The organism is Maritimimonas sp. 2210JD6-3, assembly GCF_056591795.1.
Genome location: NZ_JBWQOJ010000014.1, coordinates 33,447 through 57,040 on the forward strand (window position 1 = coordinate 33,447; position 23,594 = coordinate 57,040).

Here is a 23,594-nt window from a genome sequence, read left to right on the forward strand (position 1 = left end):
GTAGTATCAAATATAATAATTATTAAGAGCAATATAAATTTTAGAGTAACATAGTTATATTTGTGACAAATAAAATCACATGAATTATATTTTATTTGACGGTACTGTGCGTAACACGCTACTTCCTTTCACTTATACTCGCCCCGTAGCCGATATTAGAATTGGTATCTTAACTATTCGAGAAAAATGGGAAAAATATCTTGGCTTTACCTCTTCTACACTCACTGAAGAGTATCTTGAAGAAAAGTACCCTATGGTTGAAGTTGAAAATAACGTAATGATCAATGCTTCTTTTCTACCTACAGAAACACTTGTAGAGCAAATTAAAAATCTCAAAGAGAATCAAGCTATTGTTAAAAATGAAGAAATTATTGCTTTTTATACGAAAGACACCCAGAAAGAAATAGATTTTGACTTATATAGTGCTATTATATATAAAGATGAACTTATACAGATAAAAAATACCTGGGATATTTTCTTACGAAACGAAGAAGCTATTAAAGCTGATTTTAAGTTTTTAACTTCTGGAAGAAAATCTGAGCCTATACCCGATACTGTGAATTGTATTAATAAAGAACAAATATTTTTAGAAGAAGGTGTTTCCATATCTTATGCTATACTTAATGCTGAGAAAGGTCCGATCTATTTGGGTAAAGATTCTATAGTTATGGAAGGCGCCATAATTCGTGGTTCGTTTGCCTTATGCACAAATGCTACCGTTAAAATAGGTGCAAAAATATATGGCGATACTACTGTAGGCCCCTATTGTAAGGCTGGTGGAGAAATAACCAATTCTGTGTTATTTGGTTATTCTAGTAAAGGACATGAGGGTTATTTAGGGAATTCAGTACTTGGTGAATGGTGTAATTTAGGTGCAGACACTAATATTTCTAATTTAAAAAATAATTACGCAGAAGTAAAATTATGGAATTATGAAACGGAACGCTTTGCAAAAACAGGTTTACAATTTTGTGGACTTATGATGGGAGATCATTCTAAATGCGGTATCAATACTATGTTTAATACAGGAACGGTAGTTGGTGTAAGTGCTAATATTTTTGGTGACGGCTATCCAAGAAATTTTATTCCTTCTTTTGCTTGGGGAGGGTCAGCAGGTTATATGACTTTTAAAATGAATAAAGTAAATGAGGTCGCTACTGCTGTAATGAAACGACGAGAAGTAACTTATGATGAAAAAGAGCAACGCATCTTAGAGCATGTTTTTGAGATAACCGAAAAATATAGAAAGAGTTTTAATTAAAAAAGCGGCATTTTTTTTGCCGCTTTTTTAACTGGTATGTAAGCTAAAATTATCGTGAGCTCACATTGCCTGATCCACTCACTTTTACGTCATTTTTTGCAGGATTACCTTTATAATAGATATTACCTGAACCAGCTATTCTTGCTTTTAGCATATCGGTAACACTTATTTTAATACCGCCTGAGCCAGCAATGGATAAATCTGCTTCTTTTGTACGTAATTCATAGGCATGAATATCACCAGAACCCGCGATACCTCCATCTACAGAAGTAGCATTTCCAGATAAGGTAATATCACCAGAACCTGAAATACTCGTTTTTAGGAAATTTGCATCTACTTTTAGCTTTAAATCTCCAGAACCCGATAATACTGTTTTTAAATTCTTTGATTTAATAACATCATCAGAATATACATCTCCAGAGCCTGCTAAACTTACAGCATCAAGATCTTCAAAAGGCACAGTAATTAAAATTCTACTTTTAGAATAAATATTCACACCTTTTTTCCATTTTATTTTAAGTTTATCTCCTTCTACCTCGGTAACTAAATATTCAAGCAAGTTATCATCCATTCTAATAGTTAATTTTCCTTCTTTACCAGATTCAAGCTTCACATCGAATGAACCACCTACGGCCACTTGATCATAAGTACCTACGTTTCTTGTTTTGGTAACCACATCACCACTACCTCTTACTTTTTTTCCAAACCATTGTGCATTCACGCTAAACGTCATTGCAAATAGTGCCATTACTGTTATTATTTTTTTCATTTTTATTAGTTTATGTATTATTAAATATTCTGTTTAGTAAAATGTTACACTTCCGTAATCTGAATTTATTTTAATTCGTGAGCTTGATCCTCCTTTATAAGTTCCTTCATAATATTTAGAAGAAGATTTTACAATTTGTTTTGAAAAATCATATCCAGAGTCTTCTCTTTTAAATCCGGCATAACTCAGATCAACCATAAAGTCAAATGGAGCATTAGGAACGCCTACTTTAAAACTACAGTAGTCTCCATCAAAATCTATAGAATCAAAGCCTTCTCTTAATTGCTCTATTCTAACCGACCCATAATCTGCTACAATAGCAACCTTTTTAGAAATTGTACCTAAACGCGTGGTCAAGTAATCACTGTCTCCCACAACAGATGTTGCATTATTTATTTTTAAACTACCATAATCACAATCGTATCTTACATTTCTTGCTTTTTCAAAAACCGTAGTCGTATAATCAGCATCAAGCGTAACATCAACTGTCTCATCAATATTTACTTTAGAGTAATCTACGACAACATCACCACCTTTCATATAGGCTATGTAAGCTTTACCATAATCTAAATCAATTGTATTGTTTTCATGATTTAGGTCGCCAGCATTGATATTACCGTAATCACAGGTTAACATTGCTTTGCCGTTAATTTCATTTACAGAAATATTACCATAATCATTATTTAGGTCAAGTTTATTATTGATAGGAACCTTAATTGTGTAATCGATCTTATAATGGATATTACTTTTGCTACCCCAGCCCCACGACCATCCTGAGCGTTTCTTTTCAATATGCGTTCTAGCTGAGACCATTGAATTACTGCCACTAAATTCAATATCAATCATATCTAATCGATCCTTAACTTTATCCTCATTATTTCCGCTCACCGTAATAACAACATCTATAGTCACTCGATTTTGATTCCAAGAAGTAACATTAATATCACCGTATTTGTTATCAATATTAAGAAGTGCATCAGAATTCACATTGTATTCTTTATTTACTTTTTTTGTTTTCTCATATTTATGTTTACCATGTACTGGATTATTTGCTAACACTAGTGCTGGAATCATAAAAAGAGTGATGAGTAGTATTTTTTTCATATATAAATTTTTCATCGTTCTACATTTAAGCTTGATTTAATTCACTTTTCATTGATTTAATCTCTTCTAATTGACTTAAAAGTGATTGTAGTATTTCTATACGTTGTTGAAAATTATTGATCATTGCATATACAATTCGTTTGTCATTATCTGTTTGCTGTAAGTCTAGTGTTAGCTGGTTATAATCCAACTCGAGCATTTCTAGATGTCTCAAAGCCGTATCTATAATGACAGCATTTTCATCAGTTCGTTGTACATTGATACTCTCTAATTCTTTATTAATAGTAGTAACAAAAAAGCTTTGTGTTTCTTGCATTTCTGGTGATACCTCAGCCAATTGCATGCCTACTGGCTCAGAAGGTGAACCAAACCATAAACCTAGTACTAAAACTACACTTGCAGCTACTGCCAACCATCTCCATGTTTTAGGATTCCATTTTACATTAGTATCTGCTTTGGTTTGCCTCGATAATTTTGCTTCAAACCTATTAAAATGACCTATCGCTGGCTCTTCAATATCAAATTGACCCTGTAAGTTTTTAAATTGTTCTTCTAATCTATCCTTCATAACTCACTGTTAATAATTGTCTTAATTTATTTTTTGCTCTAGAAATTGTGGTTCTACTATTTTGATAGCTAATTTTCATAATCTCCGCAACCTCTTCAGAATCATACCCTTCAAGAAGGTTTAATGTCAATGCTACTCTATAATTGTCCTTTAATTCCCCAATTGCTTTCACAATTTCAGTCGCTTTTAGCGTTGCATAATTTAATTCTTCAACTTCTTCTTGTGTATCGGGTATTACTTCTAGTTTAACTTCATCTACTCTTTTATTCTTTTGCAATTGTGTTAAACTTCGATTAATCACTATTCGCTTTAACCAAGCACCAAAGGCAACTTCACCTTTAAAAGTGCTCAATTTTGTAAATGCTACTAGAAACGATTCTTGCATAACATCTTCAGCTTCAAAGCTGTTGTTCAAAATCCTAAGTGCTGTATTATACATTGCTTTATAATAGCGCTTATAGACCTCTAATTGAGCACTTTGTACTCCAAGTTCACACTGACGCAATAACTCTTTAATATGTGTTTTTTGTGCTTGCAATGAATCGTTTCTATTAAAAAGACAACAGCGTTTCTATACTGTTACACTTTTCTAAAAATAAATTTACACTTTTTTAAAATGGAGTTAAAATCTATTTCCTGTTAACCCTTGGCATAACAATTGACCTATAACAATGAAAATAAAAATCAATACTATATAGTTTTCTGAAAATGAGTTTTTTATAAATGAGATTACTATATATTATTTTAAGAAATAAAACGTTTAATGTCATATTGACCTATTTAAACTTATGAGCAATCCAAAATTTTTAAATATTGACAGTTTGTCACTACATAACATCTTAGATGAAGATGCTGAATTAATACCGTTGATGACTCCCGAAGATGAAGAAGAGATAAATCGTGAAGATGTTCCTGAAGTATTACCTATTTTACCTTTACGCAATACGGTATTATTCCCTGGAGTTGTTATACCTATAACTGCTGGTAGAGATGCCTCAATCAAATTAATAAAAGAAGCAAATAGCGGTGATAAAACCATAGGTGTAGTTGCTCAAAAAAATGAGCTAATTGAAGAACCTACCGCTAAAGATGTACATAGAGTGGGTACTGTGGCACGTATCTTACGAATACTAAAGATGCCAGATGGTAATACGATGGTTGTTATACAAGGTAAAAAACGCTTTGAAATTGGTGAATTTGTACAAACTGAACCCTATATCAAAGCAACCGCTAAAGAAGTAAAAGAGGCGAAACCCGCTACTAAAAATGTAGAATTTAATGCTATTATAGACTCTATTAGAGATCTTTCTTTTAAGATTATTAAAGAGAATCCTAATTTACCAAGTGAAGCCTCTTTCGCTATCAAAAACATTCAAAGTGATTCGTTTTTAGTGAATTTTGTTTCATCAAACATGAATTTAAGTGTTGATAAAAAACAAGATTTACTGAATACCAATGACCTTAGAGAACGTGCTTTAAAGATTCTTAAAGAGATGAATGTTGAATTGCAACGTTTACAGTTGCAAAATGATATTCAATCGAAGGTTAGAGAGGATATGGATCAGCAGCAACGTGAGTACTATCTGCATCAGCAGATGAAGACGATTCAAGAAGAGCTAGGTGGCGTTTCGTATGATGAAGAAATTGAGGAAATGAAAGCGAAAGCAAAAACCAAAAAATGGTCAAAAGAAATTGCTGAAACTTTCAATAAAGAGATCGGACGCTTACAACGTATGAATCCGCAAGTAGCTGAATATTCTGTACAACGTAATTATCTAGATCTACTATTAGAATTACCCTGGAATGAATACTCTGAAGATAAATTTGATCTTAAAAGAGCTCAGAAGATATTAGATAGAGATCATTTTGGTTTAGACAAAGTAAAAGAACGCATTATTGAGCATTTGGCTGTTCTTAAGTTAAAAGGAGACATGAAATCTCCAATTATTTGTCTGTATGGTCCTCCAGGAGTTGGTAAAACTTCTTTAGGAAAATCTGTAGCAGAATCTTTAGGTAGAAAATATGTGCGTATGTCTTTAGGAGGCTTACGTGATGAAGCTGAAATCCGCGGACATAGAAAAACCTATATCGGTGCAATGCCAGGACGCTTAATTCAAAATATTAAAAAAGCTGGCACTTCAAATCCAGTATTTGTATTAGATGAAATCGATAAATTAGGTAATAGTCATCAAGGTGATCCTTCTTCTGCTATGTTAGAAGTATTAGATCCTGCTCAGAATACCGATTTTCACGATAATTATTTAGAAGTTGGTTATGATCTTTCTAAAATACTATTTATTGCTACCGCCAATAATATTAATACTATTCCTTGGGCATTACGTGACCGTATGGAAATCATTAATGTAAACGGATACATAATTGAAGAGAAAATCGAAATTGCAAGAAAACATTTATTGCCTAAACAACTGGTAGAACATGGTCTTACAAAAGATGATCTTCAAATTGGTAAGCCCCAGTTAGAAAAGATTGTTGAAGGCTATACACGCGAATCTGGTGTACGTGGACTAGACAAAAAGATCGCAAAGGTAGTGCGTTATGCGGCTAAGTCTATTGCTATGAATCAAGATTATAATAAGAAACTTACCAATGATGATATTATAGAAATACTAGGTCCTGCACGATTAGAACGTGATAAATATGAAAATAATGATGTTGCAGGTGTTGTAACTGGGCTTGCTTGGACACAAGTAGGTGGTGATATTTTATTCATTGAATCTATTCTTTCTAAAGGTAAAGGTGCCTTAAGTATTACTGGTAATCTTGGTAAAGTAATGAAAGAATCAGCAACGATTGCTTTAGAGTTTATAAAAGCAAATGCTGAAGAATTTGGAGTTTCTGTAGAAGATATAGAAAAGCATAATGTGCATATTCACGTACCAGAAGGTGCTACACCTAAAGATGGACCAAGTGCTGGTATTACGATGCTAACATCGTTAGTGTCTGCCTTTACTAAAAGAAAAGTACGCTCTAGATTGGCTATGACAGGAGAAATCACTTTACGTGGCAAAGTATTACCTGTAGGTGGTATTCAAGAAAAGATATTAGCTGCGAAACGAGCAAATATTAAAGATATCATTCTTTGCAAAGACAATAAAAAAGATATTGATGAAATTAAACCTAAATATGTAAAAGGACTTACGTTCCATTTTGTAGATACTATGAAAGAAGTAATTGATATTGCGCTCTTAAAACAGAAGGTTAAAAAATAGTGAATGTAAAGCTCAATTTTTAAAACCTGTACTCCTTCAGTACAGGTTTTTCTTTTCGCAAACTTTTATCCTATCTTTGCTAAAAAACACCTATGTATGGAAGCTTTTTTGACTTTTTTTGAAGAACTAACTACACTACAAAAACTCTTATGGATAGTAGCTTGCCTGTCGGTAAGCTGGCTTTTTGAAGGTGTAGTACCTTTAATAAAGTTTGGTTATAAAAAATGGAGACATGCAGGTGTAAACATTGTTTTTTTACTATGTACAATGGTAATTAATGTACTTTTCGGAATTGCAACAGTAGGCATATTTGGTTATATAGCGACCCATGAATTCGGATTGCTGTATCTAGTTGATTTACCTATCTGGGTCGAATTGATTATTGCGGTAATGTTTTTTGATTTTATGGCGCAATATGTTGTTCATTATCTTTTACACAAGGTAAGTTTTATGTGGCGATTTCATATGATTCACCATAGTGACACCAAAGTCGATGCCACAACAGGTACAAGACATCACCCAGGTGATTATGTGTTTAGAGAATTATTTGCTTTAATTACAGTTATCTTAATCGGAGCTCCATTTGCTTTTTATATGGTATATCGCATCAGTACAATATTCTTTACCTACTTTTCGCATGCAAATATTAATATGCCTGTTTGGATAGATAAACCGCTTAGTTATGTATTCATAACGCCCAACATGCATAAGTTTCACCACCACTTCGAAAGACCTTGGACAGATACGAACTTTGGTAATATATTTTCTTTATGGGATAGAATGTTCGGAACGTTAGTTTATGACGATCCGAGAAAAGTAAAATATGGTCTAGATGTGGTTGATAACGCTCGTGATGAAGATATAGCCTATCAATTTAAAATACCATTTGATAAAAGTATTAAAACTGACTACTAGAGTTTCTGTAATTTTTTTTCTTTCTCTTTCGGTCGTGCCGGAAACACTAAACCAGTACTACTATAGGTATCTCCATAGGTATAGGCAGCTGCATATACCTGATTAATGGCATCAATCACTTGATTCTTACTGAGTTCTTTTAAAGGATGTATAAAAACTGACCACAATAGGTCATCAGCAATTGCATATTTTACATCTAACGCTGTATGAAAATTCGCCTCCATTAAGGTTTCAAAATCTGGTTGTAGCAATTTACTTTTTTCTACAATGGGTGACATGATACGCATCCTATTGTTTTTTGCATCTGTAATACATAGAAACAGTCGCTTATTCATCATAAATTGCCAATTACCCTCAGCTCCTTGCACACTATCTGCCAATACATATAATATCTTTCCTAGCTTTTCATTACCCATGTTTTGAGCAGTAGCTTTAGTAGAAAAAATAAACAGGCAACATAGAAATATGACGTAAACAGAATTTCTCATAATCGAGTATTTTATAATTTGACTAATAAGTTATAAAATCCTTACGCAATCAATACCTTATTTTACGTTTCATAGTATAATTTAAATTCTTACTTTTGACAAATCAATTTGAACAATGCAATTTAAGCACCCCGAGATTCTTTACGCTTTATTTTTGCTACTCATCCCAATTATTGTTCATTTATTTCAGCTTCGTCGTTTTCAGAAAGTACCTTTTACCAATGTAAAATTTCTAAAACAAGTAGAAAAAAACACGCGCAAAAGTTCAAAACTTAAAAAATTCTTGATTTTATGTGCTCGTTTGCTGGTATTGGCTGCTTTGGTTTTTGCATTTGCACAACCTTTTTTTAGCAAACAAAAAAAGAACATCGCCAAGCAAACGTATATCTATTTAGATAATTCTTTTAGTATGCAGGCTAAAGGAAATAAGGGTGAATTATTAAAAAGAGCTGTTCAAGATATTCTAGAGATTTATCAGAAAGGTGAAAATATTAATCTAATAACCAATGAAAAATTCTTAAAAAATCTTACCCAGGAAGATCTAAAAAGAGCCTTATTAACTCTAGACTACCATCCATTAAAACAAGATTTAAACACGATTCTTTTTAAAATAAAAAACAATACTTCAAAAAATAAAAACACTTTAAATGAAGTATTGTTATTATCTGATTTTCAAAATGTTGACAGTGTTAAAGTCGATAGTATAAATTCTTATCATTTTGTTAGGCTTTCTCCAGTAAAAACAAGTAATGTAAGTTTAGATAGTGTGTATATTTCAGATCAGAATAATGAACATATACTTATAAAAACCATCGTAAAGAATTATAATAATTCAAATAATACTGTAACAGTTTCTTTATATAATAACACCATTCTACAAGGTAAATCAAGTGTATCTTTTAAAGATAATACTACGCAAACTGTTGAATTTAGTATTCCAGCAAATAAAACTTTTCATGGTCGCTTAACAATCGATGACACAGAACTTTCATTTGATAACGAGTTATATTTCACTATCAATAAAGAAGATAAAATAAATGTTGCTGCTATTGGTAATGACAATGCCTTTCTCAACAAAATCTACACCAATGACGAGTTTAACTTTGTGAGTTATAAGCCAAATCAAGTAGATTACAGCAAGCTTAATAATCAAAATTTAATTGTATTAAATGAAATAGAAAATATTTCAGGCTCATTAACAAACAGTTTACGATCTTATGTAAATAATGGTGGTAGTTTGGTAATTATACCTTCCTTAAAAGTGCAAAACTATAACACCTTATTTTCTAATTTAGCTATCGGCGGTATTGGTGAAAAAATTACAGATGAATTGGCTGTTACTGATATTAAATTCAATCACCCTATTCTAAAAAATGTTTTTGAACGACAGGTTAAAAATTTTCAATATCCAAATGTAAAGAGTTATTACAAACTTACTTTACGGAATAGTTCAGCAATTTTAAATTTCGAAAATGAAACCCCTTTTGTATCGCAGATTAATTCACAGGGCGGTGCTATGTATGTATTTGCTTCAGCAATTAGCAAAGAGAATTCAAATTTTAAAAACTCTCCTTTAATTGTACCTGTTTTTTACAATTTCGGCAAATTAAGTTACAAACATTCTGCGCTAAACTATACGATTGGCAATCAAAATGAAATAGAGGTAAAAGCACAACTTGAAAAAGATGATATTTTGCAGATTACTAATAACGAAACCAACTTTATTCCATTACAACAAATAGGTACTACATCGGTTATGCTAAGCCTACATGAGCAACCTTTAAAAAGTGGAATCTATCAGTTAAAGAATAAAGAAGAAAACATAAAGAACTTAGCCTTTAATTACAATAGAGAAGAAAGTGATCTCACCTATAGCGATATGTCTGCATTGGCAGAAGAAAATAATAATGTATCTATATACACAAATGTTAAAGATGCATTTACAGAAATAAATAATGAATATAAAACCAATAGCTTGTGGCACTACTTTTTAATCGCTACAGCTATATTTTTACTTATAGAAATACTTTTACTTAAATTTCTAAAATCATGAATGTCTTATTAAAATCGGCCATTATAATTGATGAAAGTAGCACCCATCATCAACTCAAAAAAGATATTTTACTAGAGAATGGTGTCATTACAAGTATTGCGAATACTATTACAAACCCTCATAAATATCGAGTTATAAAAGAAGAAAACTTGCATGTGTCAACGGGTTGGTTTGACACAAGTGTTTCCTTTGGTGAACCAGGATATGAAGAAAGAGAAACGATAAAAAACGGATTAAAAGTGGCAGCCAAAAGTGGTTTTACGGCAGTTGGGCTCAATTCGAATTGTAATCCGTTTATTGATACGAAATCTTTAGTAGAATTTGTAAAAAGCATGGCTACTAATCATTTGGTTAACCTATACCCTATTGCAAGTCTCACCAAAGCCTCAAAAGGTAAAGAGCTGGCAGAATTATTTGATATGTATAATTCTGGTGCTATCGCTTTCGCGGATTATAACAGCGCAGTACAAAATGCCAATTTGATGAAAATTGCGCTGCTTTATGCTCAGAATTTTGATGGACTTGTCTTAAGCTTTCCACAAGATACTAGCATTGTAAATAGAGGAATTGCTAACGAAGGTTATAACAGTACGCGATTAGGGCTAAAAGGAAATCCTACTTTAGCTGAAGAATTACAAATTGCTAGAGATCTATTTATATTAGAATATACAGGCGGTAAATTACATATACCTACTATTACAGCAGCAGGTTCTGTAAAACTCATTCGAGATGCAAAAAAGAAAGGTTTAGACGTAACCTGCAGTGTTGCAGCACATCATCTGGTTTTAACAGATGACGAATTAGAGACCTTTGATACGAATGTAAAAGTGGCACCACCACTTCGTACGAGTAATGATGTTAAAGCGTTACTAAAAGGTGTAAAGAATGGCACCATAGATATGATTACTTCAGATCATAACCCTATAGATATAGAAAATAAAAAACTAGAGTATGAAAATGCATTAGATGGCACCATAGGTTTAGAAAGTATTTTCGGCACTATTAATAGCGTGTTAGATTTGAATACCATTGTGAAATGCCTTTCTAAAAATCCTCGAAAACGATTTGGGCTTTCAGAGATTACTATAAAAAAAGGAGAAAAAGCAAACCTAACGCTATTTAATCCAGATTTCGAATATACGTTTACTAAAAACCATATTGTATCAACGTCAAAAAATGCTGTATTTTTAGATAAAAAATTAAATGGAAAAGTATATGGTAGTATCGCAAATAATAAACTAATATTGAATTAAATATTTTTTAACTTTACATAAATTAACCTAAACACTAAAAAATGGAAAATGTTACAGTAGAAGAAGGAAGAACCATGGCTATTATTAGCTATATAACAATTATAGGTACAGTTATAGCAATTGTTATGAATAACGATAAGAAAAATACGTTTGCTTCATTTCACATTAGACAAGCACTAGGTATTTTTTTGATTTTCGTTGTTGCCGCCATTATAGGTAGGTTTAGCGGTACATTAAGTTGGGTGATCGATATTTTTGGTCTTGTACTTTTAGTAATGGGTCTCATCGGAGCAGTGCAACGTGAAGAAAAATTAATACCAGTATTAGGAGCACAATTTCAAGATTGGTTTAAAAAAATATAAACTAATTTATTATTTATATGAAAATAGCCTACTCTTTTTGAATGAATATTACAAATTTTAGAAAAACTTGTTACTAACAAAGACGTGTATAATTAATTGCTACGGAATTTCTTAACCGGAAATTCATTCGCATTAATTATCTTAGCCAATAGAGGAATGTTTCTTACGAACCATCCCGCAACCAATCATACACAAACTGATAAGCGGAACTCCAAAAAAATACAATTTAGATTATCGAATGTTTTACTATTTTCGGCATTCAAATTGTTTATAATCTAAATGAAAGTTTGTATTGCCGAAAAACCTAGTGTTGCAAGAGAAATAGCTCAAATTTTAGGAGCTACTACAAAAAGAGACGGATATTTCGAAGGTAATGGCTATGCAGTTACTTATACTTTTGGTCACTTATGTACACTTCTTGAACCTAAAGATTATAAACCTTATTGGAAAAGTTGGGATCTTAATAATTTACCCATGTTACCTGATAAATTTGGTGTAAAAATTTCTGATAATAGTGGTATAAAGAAACAATTTAAAATTATCAAATCGCTATTCGATAAGGCTGACATCATTATAAATTGTGGTGATGCAGGTCAAGAAGGTGAACTCATACAACGTTGGGTACTAGACCAGACACATTATAAAGGTCGCGTACAACGCCTCTGGATCTCTTCCCTTACCGAAGAAGCCATTAGAGATGGTTTTAACAATCTGAAAAATGCTGAACATTACAATAACTTATACTATGCAGGCTATTCACGAGCGATTGGTGATTGGTTATTAGGCCTGAATGCTACACGACTTTATACGGTAAAGTATGGTGGTTATAAACAAGTACTTTCTATTGGTAGAGTACAGACACCTACCCTAGCCATGTTGGTAACGCGCTATAAAGAAATTAATGAGTTTACACCACAACCTTATTGGGAATTACAAACTACCTACAGAGATACTATTTTTAACTGTGAAGAAGGACGTTTTCTAAAAAAAGAAGAAGGGCAAGCTTTTGCAGATAAGGTAAAAGAAAGTGATTTTGAAATCACTTCAGTGACTAAAAAGAAAGGTAAAGAGTACGCACCGAAGCTATTCGATTTGACAGGTTTACAAGTCTATTGTAATACTAAATTTAGCTTTTCAGCCGACGAAACACTTAAAATTGTTCAGAAATTATATGAAATGAAGGTAGTTACCTATCCTAGGGTTGACACTACTTTTTTATCTAACGATATATATCCTAAAGTTTCTGGGATCTTAAGTAAATTAACAAATTATCGTTCGTTAACACAACCGCTGTTAGGTAAGAAGATTAGAAAATCAACCAAAGTATTTAATGATAAAAAGGTCACAGATCATCACGCTATTATTCCAACTGGAATTCAAACAACATTACAGTACAATCAGCAACAGGTGTACGATACGATTGTTAGAAGATTTATAGCTGTTTTTTATCCAGATAGCGATGTTTCAAATACTACGGTGATAGGTAAAGCGGCAGATGTATCCTTTAAAACCACCGGAAAAGAAATTGTAAGCCAAGGCTGGCGCATAGTGTTCGCTAAAGCGGATGATACGAAAACAACACCATATTTACTCCCCACTTTTGAAAAAGGAGAAAAAGGGCCACATGAGCCTTCCTTTTTAGAAAAAGAAACGAAACCTCCTCGTAATTATACAGAAGCTTCTTTGCTACGCGCTATGGAAACAGCGGGTAAACAGGTAGATGATGACGAAATGCGAGAGCTCATGAAAGAAAATGGTATAGGTCGTCCTTCAACGCGAGCAAGTATCATTGAAACCTTATTTAAAAGAAAATATATTACACGCGAGAAAAAATTAATTCTTCCAACACAAACGGGGATTGATCTTATAAGCCTGATAGATAATGAATTATTAAAGTCACCTGAACTAACAGGTTTATGGGAAAAACGCTTGAAAGAAATTGAACGCGGTGAATACCATGCCGTAACTTTTATAAATGAAATGAAAAAAATGGTAGATCAGCTTGTGTATGAGGTGCGCACAAGCAAAAAAAATGTAAAATTATTTTCAGAAAACAATAAATCGAAACAACTTACAAAAAAGACAACTAAAGATAAAAAGACCTTACTTGGTAGCCCATGCCCTAAATGTAACAAAGGTGCATTACTTAAAGGTTCTACTGCGTATGGTTGCAGTCAATTTAAAGAAGGTTGTGATTTTAAAATTCCGTTTATAGTTGCAGAAAAGAAAGTGTCGGAAAATCAATTAAAGCGTTTATTAGAAAAAGGAAGTACAACGAACTTGAAAGGGTTTGTTGTTAAAGGTGAAAAGATAACCGCTTTGCTTCGATTGGATGCAAATTATCACATAAAACTAGAGCCTAAAGCAGTGCGTATTAAAAACGCATTGACACCAATAACTTGCCCAAAATGTAAAAAAGGGACACTAATAAAAGGTAACACTGCCTTCGGATGCTCTCAATTTAAGGCTGGATGTGATTTTTTAGTTCCCTTTACTACTTCTGCGAACATAAAGGATTTGAAAAATTACATTTCTTCTATTTAAATGAAAATAAAATAGTTTTTCTGTAATTCTACTTACCATTTTCTTCTAATTTTATAAAAATGAAATCTTTTTGTTAAAAAAAGTGCTTCTAAAAGTATATTCCTAAAATAACTTTCTACTTTTGTTACTGTATAAAATGATATAATGAAGTCTATTCGTCATCTTCTTTCTACTTCAATGTTCTCTATGTTCATTATCACCCTTCGGGGTTAATATTATTTTATACATCAGCACTAGTTATATTTTTAAAAATTTAAACAATCTCTAATTCATTTTAAATGAAAGTTTTAAAGTTTGGAGGCACTTCAGTAGGTTCTGCCAAGAGTATTACATCAGTCATAAATATCGTAAAAAGCAATAGTCAAAGACAAGTAGTTGTGGTATCTGCATTTTCGGGTGTTACAAATGCATTACTTGAGGGTATTACGAGTATTATCGAGAATAAGAAGACCTTTAAAGATGTAAGCTCTGAAATAGTCGATAGACATCTTGAAGTAATTAACGAATTAATACCAAATAAAAAGGCCAAAAATAAGATCTTTAAGTATTTACTTTCAGAGCTTGAAAATTTAGAACAACTCTATCAAGGTATTGCACTTATAGAAGAAATAACGCCAAAAGCAGAAGCTAAAATTGTGAGTTTTGGTGAATTGATCTCTTCGTATGTGATATGTGAAGCTATGAAAACCAATGATATTAATGTTGAACGTATAGATACTAGAGAACTGATCGTAGCAAATGAGAATTATTTTAATGCTCTTGTTGATTTTAAAAGTACGAATATCAATATCAGTTCGGCATTTAAAAATTCTTCTTCAGATGTTATCATAGTTCCAGGTTTTGTAGCTGCTAACAAGCAAGGTGAAACCGTCGTCTTAGGTAGAGGAGGTTCTGATTATACGGCCGCGATTTTTGCCAACGCACTTACTGCAGATGTACTAGAGATATGGACAGACGTTAGTGGTATGTTTACAGCAAATCCTAAACTTGTGAAACAGGCAAGAGCAATTGAAGAAATTTCATATCAAGAAGCTATGGAACTATCTCATTTTGGTGCCAAAGTTATCTACCCTCCTACCATACAACCAGTAATAGATAAAATCCCAATTCAAATTAAAAACACCTTTGCACCGAATGAACAAGGTACTTTAATTTCTACAGTCGATAGTAAATATAAAAATCCTGTAAAAGGTATAAGTCATATAGAAAATATAGCCATCATCACCTTGAAAGGATCTGGTATGATAGGTGTACCTGGAATTTCAAAAAGACTATTTGAAGCCTTAGCTTTAAATTCGATTAATGTAAAATTAATTACCCAAGCTTCATCTGAACACTCAATTTGTATTGCCATCGATGATGTTGATGCTGAAAAAGCTAAAATAGCTATCGATACTATTTTTGAGTTTGAAATAACTAAAAATACTGTTGATCCATTAGTTATAGAAAAAAACTTAGCAATTATAGCAGTAGTTGGTGATCAGATGAAGAGCCATCAAGGTGTAAGTGGTAGAATGTTTAGTACACTAGGAAAGAATAATGTAAATGTAAGAGCGATCGCACAAGGAGCCTCAGAAAATAATATTTCTGCTGTTATTACTCAAAAAGATACTAAGAAGGCACTTAATAGTTTACATGAACACTTCTTTCAAGGCGATTTAAAACAAATACATCTTTTTATCACAGGTGTTGGTAATGTTGGTAGCAAATTATTAGAGCAAATTCAAAATCAAAAAGAATATCTTAATAAACAACTCAATCTAAACCTTAGAGTTGTTGGGCTATCAAACTCTAAGAATCAATTATTTGATTCAACTGGAATTTCACTTGCGAACTGGCAAGAAAAACTAGTAACTGGTGAAAAAGCAGCTATTAATGCTTTTTGTAAAAAAGTAAAAGAACTAAATTTACGAAACAGTGTTTTTGTTGATATCACAGCAAATAGTGAAGTAGCAGAAATCTATCAAGAATATTTATCTCATAATATTGCAGTAGTCGCCTGTAACAAAATTGCATGTTCTAACAAGTTAGAAAAGTATAATTTACTTCAGAAATTATCTAAAAAGTACAATGTCCCTTTCTTATTTGAAACCAATGTAGGTGCCGGTCTGCCTGTTATCGATACACTACATAATTTAATAGCATCGGGTGATCATATTAAATCCATTCATGCAGTTTTATCTGGGAGCTTGAACTTTATTTTTAATAAATTCAATGATCAAAATACATTTCATGATGTGGTAAAATTTGCGCAAGAAGAAGGTTATACAGAACCAGACCCTAGAATTGATTTAAGTGGTGTAGATGTCGCTAGAAAAATATTAATATTAGCAAGAGAAAGTGGATTACAGCTTGAATTAGAAGACATTGAGAATACATCATTTTTAACTAAAAAAAATCTATCGGCTACTACCGTAAAAGATTTTTATATATCGTTGAAAGAGAGTGAAAGTCATTTTCAAAAATTATATTTGAAAGCGAAAACGAATAAAGCACAGTTAAAATATGTAGCTAAATTAAAAGACGGTAAAGCCAGTGTTGGATTAGAAGAAATACCACAAGGGCATCCGTTCTATAATCTAGAAGGAAAAGATAATATAGTAATGTTCTACACGAATAGATATTCTGAACAACCCATGATTATAAAAGGTGCTGGTGCGGGAGCTGATGTGACGGCTTCAGGATTATTTGCTGATATAATCAGAACAGTAAATAACTAAATATGCAAGAGATTAAAATATTTTCACCTGCCACAGTTGCAAATGTTTCTTGCGGATTCGATGTGTTAGGGCTTGCATTAGATAATTTAGGTGATACAATGCTGTTTGCTAAAACACAAGAAAAAGGTGTAAAAATTAATACGATCACTGGTGCAGAATTACCCTATAGTATCAATAAGAATGCTGCTGGTGTTGTTGCACAAGCAATACTTGCAAATCATACAATTGATTTTGGGGTAGCTATAGAAATACATAAAAACTATAAACCTGGTAGTGGTTTGGGCAGTAGTGCAGCCAGTGCCGCAGGTGCGGCATTTGGTATAAATAAATTATTGGGTAACCCCTACTCCAATTTAGAATTAACGCAATTTGCTATGTTGGGTGAAGAAGCAGCTTGCGGTTCACAGATAGCAGATAACGTTGCTGCAGCTATTTATGGCGGATTTGTATTAATAAGGAGTTATGCTCCTTTAGAGATCGTTAAAATACCTGTACCCGAAGAATTACGATTGGTGATTTTACACCCAGAAATAGAAGTAAAAACTAAGGATGCTCGTAATGTATTACCAAAAGATGTTTCGTTAAAAGATGCGGTCACACAATGGGCAAATGTCGCAGGTTTAATTAGCGGATTGCATACTTCAAACTACAAGTTAATTGCTAATTCACTTCAAGATATTATTGTAGAGCCAGCAAGAAAAAAACTGATACCGCATTTCGATCTGGTTAAAAAATCAGCTATAGAAGCTGGTGCTTTAGGAGCTGGAATTTCGGGTTCTGGCCCTTCTATATTTGCCATTTGTAAAGGAGAAGATCAAATGAATAACGTACATGATGCTATGCAAAAATCGTTTAGTGATAAAGGAATAAACTATACTATTTTTAGCTCAAAAATTAATAAACAAGGTATTAAGATAACAGACAATCACTAAAAATGAATTATTACAGTCTTAATCATAAATCAAAAACAGTAAGTTTTCAAGAGGCAGTTGTAAATGGTTTGGCACCAGATAAAGGGCTATATTTTCCAGAGTCAATATCACCGTTACCAGACTCATTTATAGAAAACATTACCAAATACAGCAACGAGCAAATCGCGTTTGAAGTAATTAAACAATTTGTAGGTGACGAAATACCTGAAATAATTTTACAGCAAATTATTAAAGAGACAGTCAATTTTGATTTCCCGCTAGTAAAAATTGAAGAAAATATTTACACGTTAGAATTATTTCATGGCCCAACCATGGCCTTTAAAGATGTAGGTGCACGCTTTATGGCAAGGTGTTTAGGATATTTTAATAAAGAAAGTAATGATAAAGTTACGGTGTTGGTTGCTACTTCAGGAGATACAGGAGGTGCTGTGGCAAATGGGTTTTTGGGTGTTAAAGGTGTTGATGTAGTAATTCTGTACCCCAGTGATAAAGTAAGTAATATACAAGAAAAACAGTTAACTACTTTAGGGAAAAATATAACAGCTTTAGAAGTAGATGGCGTATTTGATGATTGTCAAGACATGGTAAAAACAGCTTTTCTCGATGCTGAAATTGCGAAAACACTTACTTCTGCAAATTCTATAAATGTTGCACGCTGGTTACCGCAAATGTTTTACTTTTTCTTTGCGTATAAGCAAGTGCAAAAGCTTAACAAAGAAATTATATTTTCTGTACCCAGTGGGAATTTTGGAAATATTTGCGCTGGTATTATGGCACAAAAGTTAGGATTGCCTGTAAAACATGTTGTAGCTGCTACAAATATTAATGATACTGTACCTCGTTATTTAGAAAATGGTACGTATGAGCCTAAATCATCTAAAGCAACAATATCGAATGCAATGGATGTAGGTAATCCTAGTAATTTTATCAGAATTCAAGAACTTTACCAAAACAATTTTGATACGATAAAGAACCATTTTTCTTCGTTTTCCTTTACGGATAGTGCAACTAAGAAAACCATGAAAAAAATCTATAGTACTTCAGGTTATATTGCTGATCCACACGGAGCCGTAGGTTATCTTGGGCTAAAAGAGTATGGCTTGCCAGAAGACACCTATGGGATCTTTCTAGAAACGGCACATCCTGTAAAGTTTTTAGATGTGGTTCAAGCTACCTTAGAGGTTAGTATAGAAATTCCTAAACAAATTAAATCGATTATGAATAAGGAAAAAAAGTCTATAAAAATTTCAAATTATCGCGATTTAAAATCTTTTTTACTCAACAATTAATCTGTAATTTTGCTCAGCTAAATTCAAAACTACATGAAAAATACTGCCTTAACTCATGTTCATGAGTCACTAGATGCCAAAATGGTTCCTTTCGCTGGTTATAATATGCCTGTACAATACGAAGGTGTAAACATAGAACACGAAACTGTTAGAAACGGTGTTGGTGTTTTTGATGTTTCGCATATGGGTGAATTTGTAATTTCAGGACCCAATGCCTTAGCGTTGATTCAAAAAACATGCTCTAATGATGCATCAAAATTATATGACGGAAAAGCACAATATAGTTGTATGCCCAATGATAATGGTGGCATAGTTGATGATCTCATTATATATCGTTTACAAGAAGATAAATATGTATTGGTTGTAAATGCTTCTAATATTAAAAAGGATTGGGATTGGCTACAATCTAAGAACGATGTAGGTGCAGAAATGATAGACGTGTCTGAACAATATTCTCTTTTAGCCATTCAAGGACCAAAAGCATCTGAAGCCATGCAATCATTGACTTCCGTTGATCTTGAAAACATGAAATATTATACGGTACAAGTAGCAGATTTTGCAAGTGTTGAAAATGTGATGATCTCTGCTACAGGTTATACGGGTTCTGGCGGATTCGAAATTTATGTAAGAAATGAAGATGTAGAAAAAGTATGGCATAACGTTTTTGAAGCAGGTGCTAATTATGGTATAAAACCCATTGGTTTAGCTGCACGTGATACACTACGTTTAGAAATGGGTTTTTGTCTCTATGGAAATGATATTAATGATACTACCTCACCTATTGAGGCTGGCTTAGGATGGATCACTAAATTCACAAAAGAATTTACAAACCATGAGGCATTAAAAAAACAAAAAGAGCATGGCACAGATAGAAAGCTAATTGCTTTTGAGCTGAACGATAGAGGTATTCCCCGTCAAGGCTATGACATTGTAGATAACAATGGTAAAAAAATAGGTGAAGTGACTTCTGGAACGATGAGCCCATCACTAAAAAAAGGAATAGGCTTAGGGTATGTACCAACTGTTTTTACAGATGTAGGTAGTAGTATCAATATTCAGATTCGTAAAAATGCGATACCTGCTACTGTAGTAAAACTACCATTCTACAAAGCATAAAATTTTAAAAAATAATTATAAAGCGAAGTGTTAAATGATACTGCTTCGCTTTTTTGTATTTTTATAAAATAGATTTCCCGCTTTTCTCAAAACGACATAGAAAAGAATAGTCTCATTTCGAATGAGTTCTAAAAGAACTATGAGAAATCTATATCTTAAAAAATTTATAACCATGAGCAAGTTAACAGAAGAGCAGATACAAGAAAAGCTACAACAATTTCCAGATTGGGATTATTACGATAACGGATTAGAAACGACACTAGAGTTCGAAAGTTTTAGAGATTGTTTTTCTATCATGAGTCGTATTGCTTTTGAAGTTGAGGAGCAAAATCATCATCCTGAGTGGAGTAATGTATATAATAAATTAGCGATTAGACTTTCTACGCATGACGCAGGAGGTGTTACTGAAAAAGACTTTAAATTATTAGAAACTATTGAAAGGATTATTTCTAATTAAACATCTGTAATCAAGTCTGTTCGTTTTCGTCTTACTATTAAACTTAACACAATGAAAAACTTTAAAACTTTATTTTATTCAATACTGCTAGTAGTTCCAATTATTACAGTATCTCAAAACAAAGAAATAACTATTAAAAGCCATAAAGTTGCAGATAGCATTTATATGCTAACAGGATCTGGTGGTAATATTGGTATTTCAATTGGTGAAGACGGTGTCTTTATGATAGATGATCAATTTGCACCATTAACAGAGAAAATTTTAACAGAAATAAAAACGCTAACTGATAAACCAGTCAAATTTTTAATTAATACACATTGGCATGGAGATCACACGGGTGGAAATGAAAATATGAAAAAAGCGGGTACCATTATTGTAGCACATGAAAATGTAAGAAAGCGAATGAGTACAGAACAATTCAGTACCATGTGGAATCGTAAAACACCTCCATCGCCTAAAACAGCACTACCGATAGTTACTTTTGAAAATAGTTTGAAATTTCATTTAAACGGAGAAGATATTCTAGTATTTCATGTGCACAATGCACATACCGATGGTGACGCAATGATTTATTTTAGTAAAAGTAATGTGTTACATACAGGTGATACTTACTTTCAAGGTAAATATCCTTTTATTGATCTTGACTCAGGAGGATCTGTAAATGGTTATCTCAAAGCTATTAAATATGCGATTAACTTAATAGATGATGAAACGAAAATTATACCAGGTCATCTCAATGTATCTAACAAAAAAGAATTGCAAGAATATCTAGCCGTTTTAGAAGATCTAAAATTAATTATATCAAAGGAAATTAAAGCAGGAAAAACCGAAGAAGAGGTAACTAATAATACTTCTTTAACTAAAAAATATGATGATTTAAAGTATGGTGATTGGTTTATAAAACCAGATGTAATACGAAAAACTTATTACAGAAGTTTGATTGCTGATAAAAAATAATTTCACGAAAAATAAGTTAGTATTCTGTTCTTACAAATACGAAACCAAGAAACCTACTGCTAGAATCAGATTACCAAATCTTATTGATTTTAATCTTGAAGAAAAATGGGAGGTTGAAAATTACATATTCTCAAGTTATATTTGTGGAATACCTTCACAGAGTTTTGATACTCCAGATTTTGAAAATTATCAGTTCGAATTTACTGATGATCGACAATTGAATTTACATTTCCCTTCTAATGAAAATTCCCAAACTAAAGAAATGTATTTGTATGGTAAGGATTACCCTGTTTACAATACAATTCTCTTTTACGACAAAGATCACAACGAGATATTGTCGGTCAGTAATATTGTAGAAGGCCAATCAAAGTTAAGGGTAAGATTAGGTTTATATATTTTATACTTAAAATAAACTAGAAGCTAAGTTCTGGCTTCTTTCCTTCTACTCCTCTAAAATAACTGTAAATATTTTGAAAATCTAACTCTTTATTTTCTGTGGTATAAAAAAGATTAGAAATTCTTACCTCTTTATTCTTATAATCTAATGCAACCATAACTATAGGTGCATTTGCCCCTTTAGCCACATGATAAAATCCTGACTTAAATGCTGTTACTTTTTTACGCGTTCCTTCTGGTGCTAACGCAAATATAAATTCATCTTTATCATTGAAAAGATCTATTACTGAATCTACTTTATTATGTGCTTTTGATCTGTCAACAGGTTCTCCTCCTAACCATCTAAAGAAAAAACCAAAAGGAGGTTTGAATAAAGAGGCTTTACCAATATAATTTACTTTTAATTCTTTAATAAACTTTACAAGCACCGCAATTGGAAAATCAATCCAGCTAGTATGAGGAGCTACAATAATAACATACTTTTTTAAACTCGGAAAATTTCCAATAATTTTCCATCGCAATAACGTAATTAAAATAAACCTAGAAATAAACTTCACTTTTCAATAATACAATTTTATAAACAAAACATCAAATACCTATGAATAGCTGAAGATATTTTGTAATATTATTGATTCAAATTTTTACAATGAAAAATATAATTATTCTTCTTGTCTTTGTCTCCTTTTCAGGAGTCTTTGCACAAAAAAAGGATGGGCCAATTATAAAAAGTTTTGGTCATGTTTATAAGATCGATAAGCCAGAATTGCTATTACAAAAAAATAAAGAGTATAAGGTGATTTTTGATATCTATACCAATACAGGTAAAGAAGGAACTATCAATCCTTTAATTAATACTGTGGCACGTTATTTAAATATGCATGCTCAGAATGGAGTGCCTGCCAAGAATATGAAAGTTGCATTTGTCATGCATGGTAAAGCCGCTAAAGATGCTTTAAGCAATAAGGCCTACAAAGAAAAATATAAGATTGATAACCCTAATGCTAAACTAATTTCTGCACTAAAAGAGGCTGCTGTCGATATCTATGTCTGTGGGCAGTCCTACAAGTCAAGAGGATTGCCTATTGAAGGCTTGTCGAAAGATGTAAAACTTTCATTATCTGCACTAACAGCATTAGTTGAATACCAAGAAAACGGATATAAAGTCATAAATTTTAATTGA

At 32.4% G+C, this 23,594-nt stretch carries 21 protein-coding genes; 15 read left to right on the plus strand and 6 right to left on the minus strand.

The genetic code is table 11. The annotated features are described in order from the left end of the window. Positions 1-79: 79 nt before the first annotated feature. Complete coding sequence (locus AC1EUY_RS07975; protein WP_480194990.1) at positions 80-1,261, plus strand: GlmU family protein; 1,182 nt, start codon at positions 80-82, stop codon at positions 1,259-1,261. Positions 1,262-1,310: 49 nt separating this feature from the next. Here the strand turns inward: AC1EUY_RS07975 and AC1EUY_RS07980 are convergent, their stop codons facing one another. The 4 genes from AC1EUY_RS07980 to AC1EUY_RS07995 are packed head-to-tail and all read right to left on the minus strand — an operon-like array spanning position 1,311 to position 4,240. Beyond that, positions 1,311-2,030, minus strand: a complete 720-nt coding sequence (locus AC1EUY_RS07980) for a head GIN domain-containing protein (RefSeq protein WP_480194991.1) — start codon at positions 2,028-2,030, stop codon at positions 1,311-1,313. A gap of 33 nt (positions 2,031-2,063) precedes the next feature. Continuing rightward, a complete protein-coding gene (locus AC1EUY_RS07985; protein ID WP_480194992.1) occupies positions 2,064-3,134 on the minus strand; it encodes a hypothetical protein in 1,071 nt (356 codons plus the stop codon). Positions 3,135-3,159: 25 nt separating this feature from the next. After that, a complete protein-coding gene (locus tag AC1EUY_RS07990; RefSeq protein ID WP_480194993.1) occupies positions 3,160-3,702 on the minus strand; it encodes a hypothetical protein in 543 nt (180 codons plus the stop codon). Then, positions 3,692-4,240, minus strand: coding sequence for an RNA polymerase sigma factor (locus AC1EUY_RS07995; RefSeq protein ID WP_480194994.1), 549 nt, complete (start codon positions 4,238-4,240; stop codon positions 3,692-3,694). Before AC1EUY_RS07995 ends, AC1EUY_RS07990 begins: the two co-directional genes overlap by 11 nt. Positions 4,241-4,490: 250 nt before the next feature. Between AC1EUY_RS07995 and lon the strand changes: the two genes are divergently transcribed. Both lon and AC1EUY_RS08005 read left to right on the plus strand, forming a co-directional pair. After that, a complete protein-coding gene (lon, locus tag AC1EUY_RS08000) occupies positions 4,491-6,932 on the plus strand; it encodes an endopeptidase La (RefSeq protein ID WP_480194995.1) in 2,442 nt (813 codons plus the stop codon). A gap of 96 nt (positions 6,933-7,028) precedes the next feature. Beyond that, a complete protein-coding gene (locus AC1EUY_RS08005; RefSeq protein ID WP_480194996.1) occupies positions 7,029-7,847 on the plus strand; it encodes a sterol desaturase family protein in 819 nt (272 codons plus the stop codon). Here the strand turns inward: AC1EUY_RS08005 and AC1EUY_RS08010 are convergent. Then, the gene (locus AC1EUY_RS08010) at positions 7,844-8,335 is read right to left on the minus strand and encodes a hypothetical protein (protein ID WP_480194997.1); all 492 of its coding nucleotides are present in this window, start codon (positions 8,333-8,335) and stop codon (positions 7,844-7,846) included. The two genes, AC1EUY_RS08005 and AC1EUY_RS08010, sit on opposite strands and share 4 nt — an antisense overlap. A 115-nt stretch (positions 8,336-8,450) precedes the next feature. Between AC1EUY_RS08010 and AC1EUY_RS08015 the strand changes: the two genes are divergently transcribed. The 11 genes from AC1EUY_RS08015 to AC1EUY_RS08065 all read left to right on the plus strand — a co-directional run bounded on the left by AC1EUY_RS08015 (position 8,451) and on the right by AC1EUY_RS08065 (position 22,430). Continuing rightward, positions 8,451-10,388 carry a BatA domain-containing protein gene (locus AC1EUY_RS08015; protein WP_480194998.1) on the plus strand — a complete coding sequence of 646 codons (1,938 nt, stop codon included), beginning with the start codon at positions 8,451-8,453 and terminating at the stop codon, positions 10,386-10,388. Beyond that, on the plus strand, positions 10,385-11,641 hold the full coding sequence (locus tag AC1EUY_RS08020; protein ID WP_480194999.1) for a dihydroorotase: 1,257 nt from the start codon (positions 10,385-10,387) through the stop codon (positions 11,639-11,641). The genes AC1EUY_RS08015 and AC1EUY_RS08020 overlap by 4 nt, the downstream gene beginning before the upstream one ends. A 41-nt stretch (positions 11,642-11,682) precedes the next feature. Continuing rightward, entirely contained in the window at positions 11,683-12,003 is a 321-nt protein-coding gene (locus tag AC1EUY_RS08025; protein WP_480195000.1) for a DUF4870 domain-containing protein, read from the plus strand. 279 nt (positions 12,004-12,282) lie between these two features. Then, entirely contained in the window at positions 12,283-14,547 is a 2,265-nt protein-coding gene (locus AC1EUY_RS08030) for a type IA DNA topoisomerase (RefSeq protein ID WP_480195001.1), read from the plus strand. 278 nt (positions 14,548-14,825) lie between these two features. Further along, positions 14,826-17,267, plus strand: a complete 2,442-nt coding sequence (thrA, locus tag AC1EUY_RS08035; RefSeq protein WP_480195002.1) for a bifunctional aspartate kinase/homoserine dehydrogenase I — start codon at positions 14,826-14,828, stop codon at positions 17,265-17,267. Between the two features lie 2 nt (positions 17,268-17,269). Then, positions 17,270-18,199 carry a homoserine kinase gene (locus AC1EUY_RS08040; RefSeq protein ID WP_480195003.1) on the plus strand — a complete coding sequence of 310 codons (930 nt, stop codon included), beginning with the start codon at positions 17,270-17,272 and terminating at the stop codon, positions 18,197-18,199. A 2-nt stretch (positions 18,200-18,201) separates the two neighbouring features. Next, positions 18,202-19,488 carry a threonine synthase gene (thrC, locus tag AC1EUY_RS08045; protein WP_480195004.1) on the plus strand — a complete coding sequence of 429 codons (1,287 nt, stop codon included), beginning with the start codon at positions 18,202-18,204 and terminating at the stop codon, positions 19,486-19,488. Between the two features lie 33 nt (positions 19,489-19,521). Continuing rightward, on the plus strand, positions 19,522-20,604 hold the full coding sequence (gene gcvT / locus AC1EUY_RS08050) for a glycine cleavage system aminomethyltransferase GcvT (protein WP_480195005.1): 1,083 nt from the start codon (positions 19,522-19,524) through the stop codon (positions 20,602-20,604). Between the two features lie 172 nt (positions 20,605-20,776). Next, complete coding sequence (locus AC1EUY_RS08055; protein ID WP_480195006.1) at positions 20,777-21,061, plus strand: 4a-hydroxytetrahydrobiopterin dehydratase; 285 nt, start codon at positions 20,777-20,779, stop codon at positions 21,059-21,061. Positions 21,062-21,112: 51 nt separating this feature from the next. Next, complete coding sequence (locus AC1EUY_RS08060) at positions 21,113-22,018, plus strand: MBL fold metallo-hydrolase (RefSeq protein ID WP_480195007.1); 906 nt, start codon at positions 21,113-21,115, stop codon at positions 22,016-22,018. After that, positions 22,002-22,430 carry a hypothetical protein gene (locus AC1EUY_RS08065; protein WP_480195008.1) on the plus strand — a complete coding sequence of 143 codons (429 nt, stop codon included), beginning with the start codon at positions 22,002-22,004 and terminating at the stop codon, positions 22,428-22,430. Before AC1EUY_RS08060 ends, AC1EUY_RS08065 begins: the two co-directional genes overlap by 17 nt. A 1-nt stretch (position 22,431) precedes the next feature. On the opposite strand, the gene AC1EUY_RS08070 is transcribed toward AC1EUY_RS08065, so the two are convergent. Then, complete coding sequence (locus tag AC1EUY_RS08070; RefSeq protein ID WP_480195009.1) at positions 22,432-22,971, minus strand: 1-acyl-sn-glycerol-3-phosphate acyltransferase; 540 nt, start codon at positions 22,969-22,971, stop codon at positions 22,432-22,434. An 89-nt stretch (positions 22,972-23,060) separates the two neighbouring features. Here AC1EUY_RS08070 and AC1EUY_RS08075 point away from each other — a divergent pair, with 89 nt between their 5' ends. After that, entirely contained in the window at positions 23,061-23,594 is a 534-nt protein-coding gene (locus tag AC1EUY_RS08075; RefSeq protein ID WP_480195010.1) for a DsrE family protein, read from the plus strand.